This is a genomic window from Protofrankia sp. CiP1_Cm_nod2, assembly GCF_920664355.1.
Taxonomy (GTDB): domain Bacteria; phylum Actinomycetota; class Actinomycetes; order Frankiales; family Frankiaceae; genus Protofrankia.
Genome location: NZ_CAKKTL010000167.1, coordinates 1 through 11,337 on the forward strand (window position 1 = coordinate 1; position 11,337 = coordinate 11,337).

Sequence of the window (11,337 nt, forward strand, 5' to 3'; positions counted from 1 at the left end):
GTACGGCGGCGTTGCTGCCACGCAGGCTGGCGCCGCTCGGAGTGCCCGCCGCCGGGGCGCTGCGGGTGGCGGCGCTGGGGCATCTCGGCGCGGGCCGGCTGCTCGCCGACGCGGTGACCGGCGCCTGGTGGCCGGCGGCCGTCCCGCTGCTGGCGGGCACCAGGCGGGGCAGGTGGCTGCTGGCCCTGGCGCTGGGACGGCACCTGTACGAGTGGTACCAGCGGCGGCCGGACGTGGATCCGCCGCGCTGGCTGCTGCTGCGGACGCTCGACGACGCCGCCTACGGCGCCGGGGTCTGGTGGGGCGCCGCGCGCGCGGGCACGCTCGCGCCGCTGCTCCCGGAGCTGTCCGGCTGGCCCGGCACCGGCACGGTGACCGCGTACCTTCGCCGTGTCCTGCAGGCCCGCGGTGCATCCCGCCTGAGACCATGCCACGCGCTGGTTTCGGGAGCGCGTCGCATCCTGGGCGGGAATTACGTGCCGTGACCGCTGTGCGGCCCTGGCGGCTGGCGGAGCTCACCTGGCCCGAGGTGGCCGGACGGGCCGCCAGCAGCGTGCTCGCCGTCCCCCTCGGCGCGACCGAGCAGCACGGGCCGCACCTGCCGCTCACCGTGGACACCGAGCTCGCCACGGCGCTGTGCGAACGGCTCGCCCGCGCCCGCCCCTGGGTGCTCGTCGCGCCGGCGCTGCCGTACGGCTCCAGCGGCGAGCACGCGGGCTTTCCCGGCACCTTGTCGATCGGGCAGGACGGCGTCGAGCTGCTGCTGGTCGAGCTTGTCCGCTCGGCGGACGCGTTCGCCGGGGTGCTGCTGGTCTGCGGGCACGGCGGCAACGCCGCGCCGCTGCGCCGCGCCGTCGCCAGGCTGCGCGGCGAGGGCCGGCGGGTGCTCGCCTGGCTGCCCGGCGGGCCCGCGGACGACGCCCACGCCGGCCGCACCGAGACCTCGGCGATGCTCGCGCTGCGCGGGCAGGCGGTGCGCCTCGACCGGGTCGAGCCCGGGGTGGCCCGTCCGATCGGTGAGCTCCTGCCGGTGCTGCGGGAGTCCGGGGTGCGCGCGGTCAGCCCCAACGGCGTGCTGGGTGATCCCACCGGTTCCTCCGCCCGGGCCGGAACGCGCATCCTGGACGCCTGGGCCCGGCAGCTCGCCGCCGCGGCCGACCAGTGGCACGACAGTCTGCCGCCATCTCATGACAGTCCGCATTCGCCCTGTGACAGTCTGCCGCGGAACGGCGGGAGCCCGTCGTAGAACCGGCGGCCGGCCGTGATATCGGTACTTGCCATGGCAGCCGCGCAGCCGTTCCACGGGTCGGTGCTGGATGCGGTGCTGGAACGGATCACCTACGCCAACGAGGAGACGGGGTACACCGTCGCCCGGGTGGACACGGGGCGGTCCGGCGAGCTGATCACCGTGGTGGGCGCGCTGCTGGGCGCGCAGCCGGGCGAGTCGCTGCGGATGCGGGGGCGGTGGGGCTCGCATCCGCAGTACGGCCGGCAGTTCCACGTCGAGGACTACACCACCGTGCTGCCGGCGACGATCCAGGGTATCCGGCGGTATCTCGGGTCCGGGCTGATCAAGGGTATTGGGCCGAGGCTCGCCGAGCGCATTGTCGAGTATTTCGGTATCGACGCCCTGGACGTCATCGAGCAGCATCCCGAACGGCTGATCGAGGTCCCGAAACTCGGCCCCAAACGGACGAAGGCGATCGCGGCCGCCTGGGAGGAACAGAAGGCCATCAAGGAGGTGATGGTCTTTCTCCAGGGCGTCGGGGTGTCGACGTCGCTGGCGGTGCGTATTTACAAACAGTACGCCGACCGGTCGGTCGAGGTGGTGCGCACACAGCCGTACCAGCTGGCCACCGACGTGTGGGGCATCGGGTTCCGTACCGCGGACACGATAGCCAAGGCCGTCGGGATTCCGCACGACAGCCCGCAGCGGATAAAGGCCGGGCTGGTGTTCACCCTGTCGGAGTCCACCGGGGACGGGAACTGCTTCCTGCCCGAACAGCGGCTGATCGCCGAGGCGGTCAAGATCCTGCAGGTCGACACCGGCGCGGTGATCGAGTGTCTGGCCGAGCTCGTCACCGAGGAGGGCGTCGTCCGCGAGGAGATCCCCGGGGAGGATCCGGACGTCCCCGTCGCCGCGGTCTACCTGGTGCCCTTCCACCGTGCGGAGATCTCCCTGGCCGGCCAGCTCCGGCGGCTGCTGCGCGCGCCTGCCGACCGGATGCCGGCGTTCGCCGACGTCGACTGGGACCGGGCGCTGGCCTGGCTGCACGGGCGGACGCGCACCGAGCTCGCCCCCGCCCAGCGGGCGGCGGTGCGGCTGGCCCTGACCGAGAAGGTCGCCGTCCTCACCGGCGGGCCGGGGTGTGGCAAGAGCTTCACCGTACGCTCCGTGGTCACGCTCGCCCAGGCCAAGGGTGCGAAGATCGTGCTGGCCGCGCCCACCGGCCGGGCGGCCAAACGGCTCACCGAGCTGACCGGGCACGACGCGTCCACCGTGCACCGGCTGCTGCAGCTGCGTCCCGGCGGGGACGCCGCCTACGACCGCGACCGCCCGCTGGACGCCGACCTCGTCGTGGTCGACGAGGCGTCCATGCTCGATCTGCTGCTGGCCAACAAGCTGGCCAAGGCGGTCGCGCCCGGGGCGCACCTGCTCCTGGTCGGCGACGTCGACCAGCTCCCGTCCGTCGGGGCCGGGGAGGTGCTGCGCGACCTGCTGGCGGCGGGGACGCCGGTCCCGCACGTGCGCCTGACGCAGGTCTTCCGCCAGGCGCAGCAGTCCGGGGTGGTCACCAACGCGCACCGGATCAACAGCGGCGAGCACCCGCTGGTGCGCGGCCTGCCGGATTTCTTCTTCTTCGCCGCGGACGAGGCCGAGGAGGCCGCGGCGATGACCGTGGACGTGGTGGCCCGGCGGATTCCCGCGAAGTTCGGGCTCGACCCGCGCCGGGACGTGCAGGTGCTCGCGCCGATGCACCGCGGCCCGGCCGGCGCCGGCGCGCTGAACACCCTGTTGCAGGAGGCGCTCACCCCGGCGCGTCCCGACACGCCCGAACGCCGGGCCGGCGGGCGGGTCTTCCGGGTCGGCGACAAGGTCACCCAGATCCGCAACAACTACGACAAGGGTGCCAGCGGCGTCTTCAACGGCACCCTCGGCGTGGTCACCGGCATCGACCTCGACGAGCAGAAGGCCGCGGTGCGTACGGACGAGGACGAGGACATCGACTACGACTTCACCGAGCTGGACGAGCTCGTCCACGCCTACGCCGTGACCATCCACCGCTCGCAGGGCAGCGAGTACCCGGCCGTCGTCATCCCGGTCACCACCAGCGCCTGGATGATGTTGCAGCGTAACCTGCTGTACACGGCGGTCACGCGGGCCCGCAGACTGGTGGTGCTGGTCGGGTCGCACCGCGCCATCGGCCAGGCCGTGCGCACGGTCAGCGGCGGCCGCCGCCACACCGCCCTCGACCACCGGCTGCGGATCTCTGCTCCGTAACGCCGCCTGTGCCCAGGCCGCCCTGGCCTGTCTCCCTGAGCCGGCCCCCTCCTTCGGGACCCGCCCTGATCATCGATCAGAGGTCGGATCATGAGAACGAGGGAACAAACAGTCGCTGTGGCAGCCGCTTCCGTACTCGTTCCATGCTCACCTTTCCTGGGTGGGGCGGGGGGACGGCTGTCCGGCCGGTGTTGTCGGCCGGCTGTCCTTGCTGGCTCGCTCGTCGGGTCGGTCGGTCGGCCGGCTTGGCAGGGCTGGTGCGGCAGGGCTGGTGCGGCAGGGCTGATGCGGTGGGGCTGGTGTGGCGGGGCTGGTGCGGGTGGCCCCGGGGAGGGGCGGCCGCTCTCCGCCAAAGGTCACGCAGACGGCAGCGGTGGACGCGCTGTGTGATCACCCTTACTCTCGGTAGGGGGGTCGGTCTGAACCGGAACGTTGTCGCCGTGAATGGGTCAGTGACCCCGCCGGCCCCGGTCCCGGGGTTTTCCCGGCCCGTTCGGTGGAGGGGGACACCAAATATGCACAGATCCTTGATTGTTGCCAAGATCACACCTGGCGCGGAAAAGGATGTCGCGCGCATCTTCGCGGAATCGGACGCGACCGGACTTCCGCGGATCGCCGGCGTCACCCACCGTTCGCTCTATTCGCTCGGGGATCTCTACGTCCACCTGCTGGAAACGACCGGGGACGGCCGGCGGGCAGTGGACAACGCGCGCGGCCATGAGGAGTTCGCCCGCGTCAGCGAGCGGCTGTCCCACTACATCCAGCCCTATCTGCCGACCTGGCGGTCACCCGAGGACGCGATAGCGCGGCGTTTTTACACCTATGAGCCCGGCTCCGCCGGGGTGGCCCATGAGGCCGGCTCCGCCGGGGAGGCCGCGTGAGGGCCACGGTCGCCGAGGCGGACGTGGCCGCCTGGAGCCGGTGCGGCTCCTGTGCCTCGCTCGTCTACGGCAAACGGCTGGCCCGCAACCTCTACGTGTGCCCGGAATGCGGCTACCACGACCGGCTGACCGCCGCCCAGCGGATCGACCAGCTCCTCGACCAGGGCAGCTTCCGGCCACTGCTGGTCGAGCCCGTCCACTTCGACGTCCTCGGGTTCACCGACACCCGGCCGTACGCCCAGCGCTGGGAGGCTGCCCGGCGGGAGACCGAGCTGGCCGAGGCGGTGCTGTGCGGCGCCGGCGCCATCGGCGGCCACGAGCTCGTCGTGGCTGTGATGGACTTCCGCTTCCTCGGCGGCAGCCTCGGCTCGGCGGTCGGCGAGATGATAACGCTGGCGGTGGAGCTCGCCGTGGACGAGGCGCTCCCCCTGCTCATCGTCTCCACCTCCGGCGGGGCCCGGATGCAGGAGGGCTGCCTGTCGCTGATGCAGATGGCCAAGACCGGCATCGCCATCGAGCGGCACCGGGAGCACGGCCTGCTGTCCATCAGCCTGGTGACCGACCCGACCTACGGCGGGGTGGCGGCGTCGTTCGCGACCAACACGGACGTGATCGTCGCCGAGTCCGGCAGCCGGATGGGTTTCGCCGGCCCCCGGGTCATCCGGCAGACCATCGGGCAGGAACTGCCCGCCGAGTTCCAGAGCAGCGGTTTCCTCGCCAGCAAGGGGCAGGTCGACATCGTCGCCGACCGGACGGACCTGCGGACGGTGCTGACCAGGCTGCTCGCCGTCGGCCGGCGGGAGCAGCGGGACGTTGACCCGTCGAATGACCCGTCGAATGACCTGCCGAATGACCTGCCGGTGGACGGGCCGGCCGGCTCCGGCGTGCTCATCACCGACCCGCAGCGGCTGGTCCAGCGGGACCCGTGGGAGACCGTCCGGCTCGCCCGGGACAGCGCCCGGCCCACCGTCCGGGACTACCTCGCCCGGTCGTTCGACTCCTTCATCGAACTGCGCGGTGACCGGCTGTACGGGGACTGCAGCGCCGTCGTGGCGGGCATCGCGGAGATCGACGGGCTTGCCGTGGCCGTGGTCGGGACCGAGAAGGGGCACTCGACCCCGGAGCTCGTCGCGCACAACTTCGGCATGCCCCAGCCCGAGGGCTACCGCAAGGCCATGCGGGTGATGTCGCTGGCGGCACGGCTCGGCCTGCCGGTGGTGACGCTGATCGACACCCCCGGCGCCTACCCCGGCCGGGAGGCCGAGGAGCGGGGGCAGGCGTCCGCGATCGCACACGCCATCCAGCGGATGTCCGCGCTGTCCACACCGGTCGTCGCGGTGATCACCGGTGAGGGCGGCAGCGGCGGCGCGCTGGCGCTGGCCGTCGCCGACCGTGTCCTGGTCGCGGAGAACGGCGTGTTCTCCGTGATCAGCCCCGAGGCGTGCTCGTCGATCCTCTGGAACGACACGCGGGCCGCGGCCGAGGCCGCCCGCGCGCTTGGCCTGAACGCCCCGTGGCTGCTGCGGCTGGGCATCGTCGACGCCGTGGTGCCCGAGCCGCTCGGCGGCTCCCAGACGGATCACCTCGCCGCCGGCAACCTGCTGCGTCAGGCGGTGCTCGAGGCCCTGCGCCCGCTGCTGTCACTGCCGGCGGCCCACCTGATCCGGGCCCGGCGTTCGCGCTTCCGCCGCTTCGGCCAGGCGGCCGTGGTCACCCCCACCGACATCGCGCCGCCGCAGCCGCGCGAACGACACGAGGAGAAGGCCGTATGAGACCGGCCAGCACCAGCGACCAGCGCCAGCACGTCCTGAGCCGGCTGCACGAGCACGCGACCCGGCTGGCCGGGGAGCTGCCCGGCCAGCTCGGCCGCATCCGCCTCTGCTCCGGGGATGTCGCCATCGAGGTCGAGTGGTCGGGGGCGGCAGGCATCGGCGTGCTCGTCCCGGCACCGTCCGCCGGAGAGCCGGCCGTGAGAAACGGCGCCCTCGCCAACAGCGCCGGCGTCAACGGTGCTCTCGCGAACGGCGCCGCGGTGAACGGCGCCACGGCAGCCGGGGCCGCCGTGAACGGCGCCACCGCGAACAGCGCCGGTGAGAACAGCGCCGGTGAGAACACCGTGGACGCCGACGTGGCTGTTGTCACGGCCCCGATCGTCGGGACTTTCTACCACGCGCCCGAACCGGGGGCGGAGCCCTTTGTCGCGGTGGGGAACGTCATCGACGCGGGCGCGACGATCGGCATCATCGAGGCGATGAAGCTGCTGAACCCGGTCACCGCCGACATCGGCGGGACGGTGGCCCGGATCTGCGTCGGGAACGGGGAGGCGGTCGAGTTCGACCAGGTTCTCGTCGAAATAGCGCCGTAGCGGGATTCTCATTTCACGCGGGGGGTGAAGATTTGTTCCAGAAAGTTCTCATCGCGAACCGCGGCGAGATCGCGCTACGGGTGGCCAGGGCATGCCGTGAGCTCGGTATCCGGACCGTCAGCGTCTATTCGACGGCGGACCGGGACTCGCTTGTCCATCGCCATACCGACGAAGCGGTGTGTATCGGGCCGCCGCCGTCGCGGCGCAGCTACGCCAACGCGGCGGCCATTATCGAGGCCGCGAGAATGACGGAGGCGGACGCCGTCCATCCCGGCTACGGGTTCCTTTCCGAGGATCCCGACTTCGCGGAGATATGCGCCGACGCCGGCCTGGTGTTCATCGGCTCGCCGCCGGCGGTGATGGCCTCGCTGGGGGACAAGAGCGTGGCCCGGGTCCTGATGCGCCGGGCGGGCCTGCCGCTGCTGACCGGCAGCGCCGATGTCGCGCGCAGCGTCGCCGACGCGCGCGACATCGCCGATGCCATCGGCTATCCGGTCATCATCAAGGCGGCGGCCGGTGGCGGTGGCCGTGGCATGACGGTCGTGCGCTCGGCCGCGCAGCTCGCGACCGCGTTCGCCGACACCCGGGCGGCGGCGCGGGCGGTCTTCGGCGACGACCGGATCTACGTGGAGCGCTTTCTCGAGCGGGCCCGTCACGTCGAGGTGCAGATTCTCTGCGACGCGCACGGCGCGGGCATCCACCTGGGCACCCGGGACTGCTCGGTGCAGCGCCGCCACCAGAAGCTGGTGGAGGAGGCGCCCGCGCCCGAGCTCGATCCCGACCGGGTGGCCGAGATGTGCCGGGACGCGGTGCGTGGGGCGCTGTCGGTCGGCTTCACCGGCCTGGGCACGGTCGAGTTCCTGGTGGACGAGGACCAGAACCACTATTTCATCGAGATCAACAGCCGTATCCAGGTGGAGCATCCGGTCACCGAGATGGTGACGGGCTGCGATCTCGTCCACGAGCAGCTTCATGTCGCGGCCGGCACACCGCTGCGGCTGCGGCAGGAGGACGTCGTCCTGCGCGGGGTCGCCGTCGAGTGCCGGGTCAACACCGAGGATCCGGACCGCGGGTTCACCCCGGCCGCCGGCCGGCTGGACCGCTTCACCCCGCCGGCCGGCCCGTTCGTCCGGGTGGACACCCACGGCTTCCCCGGCTACCGGGTCAGCCCGTACTACGACTCGCTGCTGGCCAAGGTGTCGGTCTGGGCGCCCAGCCGGGCCGAGGCGCTCAGCCGGGCCGAGCGCGCGCTTGGCGAGTTCGACGTCGACGGGCCCGGCGTACGTACCACGATTCCTTTCATCAAACGTGTGCTGGCCGACACCGAGTTCCGCAAGGGGCGGTATTCGACCAGCCTGGTCGACCGCCTGGTAACGGATTCCGGAAAGGTGCGGAAATGAGTGTCGAAGCTACTGGGGAAACCCGGTCCGTCGTGACATCAGCCACGATCCGCGAAATTCTCGTCGAGCGGGCCGGCGTAGATCCGGACGTTTTCGCCGGAAACGAGTCGCTTTCGCTCACGGAGCTGCAGATCGACTCGCTGGCCGTCCTCGAGCTACAGGCGGTGCTGGTCGAGAGGTTCGGTGTGGAGGTTCCCGACGAGGCCGTCACGATGACCGTGGGGGAAATCGCCGCCGTCGCGAACGAGGGCCGCTGAGGGCGGCGTCACGGGCGCAGGCCCGTGAAAAAGGACCGCGAACGAAGGCACGTGGGTGACGCCCCGTGCGCGGAAGCCGATGGGAAAAATGCCGGGACAATTTCAGGGAGGTCTCGTAGGAGATGCCGGGACACACACAGAAGTCGGTGTTCATCGCCGCCCCATTCGATGTCGTCTGGGACGCGACGAACGATCTGGAGAACTGGCCCGACCTGTTCACGGAGTACGCCTCGGTGGACGTTCTCGAACGCGAGGGGGACACCGTCCGTTTCCGGCTGACTATGCATCCGGACGAGAACGGCCAGATCTGGTCGTGGGTCAGCCAGCGGACGGTCGACCGCGGCCTGCGTGAGGTGCGCGCGCACCGGGTCGAGCCCGGCCCGTTCCAGTACATGAACATCTACTGGTCGTACGAGGAGGCCGACGGCGGCGTCCGGATGACATGGGTGCAGGACTTCGCCATGCGCCCGGACGCGCCGGTCGACGACGAGGCGATGACCGTCCGGATCAACACCAACTCGGTGATCCAGATGGAGGTCATCCGGGACAAGGTCGAGAAGCTGGCGGCCGGCGGGGCCGGTGCCGGTGTGGCCGGCGCGGCCGGTGGGGCTCGCGACGCGGGCGCATAAGCCGGTGAGAACGGGCGCATGACGAGTGAGAGGAAGTACCGGAGATGGCTGTCGCATCCTGCTGTCGACATGTGGCCGTCCGTGATGTTCCGCCGGACCGGCGGCGCGGGGGAGAGCTACGGGTGCTGCTCGGTCCACGCACGGTCGGTAGCACCTCGGGCTTCATGGGCGTGGCCACCCTGCTGCCCGGCGAGAAGATCGCCGAACACTACCATCCGTATAGTGAGGAGTTTCTGTACGTAGCCACTGGGGGCATCGTCGTCGACTGCGACGACGTACCGGTGGCCGTCGCGGCCGGCGAGGGGCTCTACATCCCGGTCGGGGCGCGCCACCGGCTGCGCAACACCGGGGCCGAGCCGGCGTCGGTGGTCTTCCACCTCGGACCCCTCGCCCCCCGTCCCGAACTCGGGCACGTGGACACCGAGCAGGCCGAGGGCACGGCGGAGGCCGAGGGCACCGGGCAGGCCGGGCAGGCCGAAGAGGCCGGGAGCGCGGGGGAGACCCGGGGGGGCGGGGGCGCCCGGCAGGCCGTGACCGTGACCGCCGGCCAGGCGCGTCCCGAGCCGCTGCTCCCCGGCCAGGTGAGTACCGGCCAGGTGGGCACCGAGCGCGCCGACGGTGATCCGGTGGCCTCGGCGTGAGCGGCCACCGCCGCGTGGTGGTGACCGGGGTGGGCGTGGTCGCGCCGGGCGGGGTGACGCGGGAGGCGTTCTGGTCCACCGTGACGGCGGGGCGGACGGCCACCCGGCGCATCACCCTCTTCGACGCGTCGCCGTTCCGGTCCCGGGTCGCCGCCGAGTGCGACTTCGACCCGGCCGCCGCCGGGCTCACCCCCCGTCAGGTGCGGCGCTCCGACCGTTACATCCAGTTTGCCATGGCCGCCGCCGCCGAGGCCGTCGCGGACAGCGGGCTCGTCCTCGACGAACCGACCGCGGACGCCACCGGCGTGACGATGGGCACGGCGGTCGGGGGCACCACGGCGCTGGAGACCGAGTACGTCGTGGCCAGCGACAGCGGCCAGCAGTGGCTGGTCGATCCCGACTACGCGTCGCCGTTCCTGTACCAGGCGCTGATGCCGAGCAGCCTGGCGGCCGACGTCGGCTGCCAGTTCGGCACCCACGGCCCGGCGCAGGTCGTCTCCACCGGCTGCACGTCCGGGATCGACGCCATCGGCTACGGCTACCAGCTCGTCGCCGACGGGGAGGCGGACGTGATGATCGCGGGTGCGTCGGACTCCCCGATCTCCCCGGTCACGCTCGCCTCCTTCGACGCGATCAAGGCGACGTCGCCGGACGACTCCGATCCCGAGCACGCCTCCCGGCCCTTCGACCGGGACCGCAAGGGCTTCATCCTGGGCGAGGGCGGCGCGGTCCTCGTCCTGGAGGAGTGGGAGCACGCCCGCCGCCGCGGCGCGCACGTCTACTGCGAGGTCGCCGGTTTCGCCACCCGCAGCAACGCCTTCCACATGACGGGGCTGCGTCCCGACGGGGTGGAGATGGCCCGGGCCATCTCCGACGCGCTGGCGCAGGGCCGGCTGGCGCCGACCACCGTCTCCTACATCAACGCCCACGGCTCGGGGACCAAGCAGAACGACCGGCACGAGACGGCGGCCTTCAAACGGGCGCTGGGCGAGCACGCCTATCAGGTGCCGGTCAGCTCGATCAAGTCCATGGTCGGCCATTCGCTCGGCGCGATCGGCGCGATCGAGATGGCGGCCTGCGCGCTGGCCATCGAGCACGGGGTGGTCCCGCCGACGGCGAACTGGGCCAACCGTGATCCGGAGTGCGATCTCGACTACACGCCGAACACGGCACGTGAGCACAAGGTCGACGTCGCGCTGTCGGTCGGCAGCGGTTTCGGGGGCTTCCAGTCGGCCATGGTCTTCCGGGCTCCCAACGGCCTGCCGGCCGCGGAGGGCACTGGGAAGAGGAAAGCGGGGGCCGGACGGTGACGCCGCGCGCTGTGATCACCGGGATCGGGATCGTCTGCGCGAGCGGGATCGGCGTGGACACGTACTGGAAGACCGTGCTGTCCGGGGAGACCCGGATCGGGCGCATCACCCAGTTCGACCCGTCACGCTACGACACCACCCTGGCCGGTGAGGTCGAGGGCTTCGGGGCGGCCGAGCACATGCCGAGCCGGTTCGTCGTGCAGACGGACCGGTGGACGCACCTGGCCTTCTGCGCCGCCGGCCAGGCCCTGGCGGACGCGGGGATCGACCCGGAGGCCCTCGACCCGTACGACATGTCCGTCGCGCTCGCCAGCGCCTCGGGGGGCAACGCGTTCGGCCAGCGCGCGCTGCA

Annotated in this window: 10 protein-coding genes and 2 pseudogenes; all 12 read left to right on the forward strand. The window is 71.9% G+C overall.

Annotated elements, in window-relative coordinates; genetic code table 11:
* Window positions 1–485, forward strand: a pseudogene (locus tag NBW84_RS17225) (hypothetical protein); the annotation flags it as partial.
* Entirely contained in the window at window positions 482–1,246 is a 765-nt protein-coding gene (mftE, locus tag NBW84_RS17230; RefSeq protein ID WP_250285756.1) for a mycofactocin biosynthesis peptidyl-dipeptidase MftE, read from the forward strand. The pseudogene NBW84_RS17225 and the gene mftE, both read left to right, overlap by 4 nt.
* Window positions 1,247–1,279: 33 nt before the next feature.
* Window positions 1,280–3,502, forward strand: coding sequence for an SF1B family DNA helicase RecD2 (recD2, locus tag NBW84_RS17235; RefSeq protein WP_250285757.1), 2,223 nt, complete (start codon window positions 1,280–1,282; stop codon window positions 3,500–3,502).
* Between the two features lie 515 nt (window positions 3,503–4,017).
* Entirely contained in the window at window positions 4,018–4,383 is a 366-nt protein-coding gene (locus tag NBW84_RS17240; protein WP_250285758.1) for a TcmI family type II polyketide cyclase, read from the forward strand.
* On the forward strand, window positions 4,380–6,155 hold the full coding sequence (accA, locus tag NBW84_RS17245; RefSeq protein WP_250285759.1) for a carboxyltransferase subunit alpha: 1,776 nt from the start codon (window positions 4,380–4,382) through the stop codon (window positions 6,153–6,155). The genes NBW84_RS17240 and accA overlap by 4 nt, the downstream gene beginning before the upstream one ends.
* On the forward strand, window positions 6,152–6,748 hold the full coding sequence (locus NBW84_RS17250; RefSeq protein ID WP_250285760.1) for a biotin/lipoyl-containing protein: 597 nt from the start codon (window positions 6,152–6,154) through the stop codon (window positions 6,746–6,748). Before accA ends, NBW84_RS17250 begins: the two co-directional genes overlap by 4 nt.
* 32 nt (window positions 6,749–6,780) lie before the next feature.
* Entirely contained in the window at window positions 6,781–8,148 is a 1,368-nt protein-coding gene (locus NBW84_RS17255; RefSeq protein ID WP_250285761.1) for an acetyl-CoA carboxylase biotin carboxylase subunit, read from the forward strand.
* A 32-nt stretch (window positions 8,149–8,180) separates the two neighbouring features.
* A complete protein-coding gene (locus tag NBW84_RS17260; RefSeq protein WP_250285762.1) occupies window positions 8,181–8,405 on the forward strand; it encodes a phosphopantetheine-binding protein in 225 nt (74 codons plus the stop codon).
* Between the two features lie 122 nt (window positions 8,406–8,527).
* A complete protein-coding gene (locus tag NBW84_RS17265; RefSeq protein ID WP_250285763.1) occupies window positions 8,528–9,034 on the forward strand; it encodes an SRPBCC family protein in 507 nt (168 codons plus the stop codon).
* 44 nt (window positions 9,035–9,078) lie between these two features.
* A pseudogene (locus tag NBW84_RS17270) lies at window positions 9,079–9,459 on the forward strand (cupin domain-containing protein); the annotation flags it as partial.
* Between the two features lie 212 nt (window positions 9,460–9,671).
* Window positions 9,672–10,985, forward strand: coding sequence for a beta-ketoacyl-[acyl-carrier-protein] synthase family protein (locus NBW84_RS17275; RefSeq protein WP_250285764.1), 1,314 nt, complete (start codon window positions 9,672–9,674; stop codon window positions 10,983–10,985).
* Window positions 10,982–11,337 (forward strand): beta-ketoacyl synthase N-terminal-like domain-containing protein (locus tag NBW84_RS17280; RefSeq protein ID WP_445548749.1); only part of this gene is annotated, 356 nt, incomplete at its 3' end. The genes NBW84_RS17275 and NBW84_RS17280, both read left to right, overlap by 4 nt.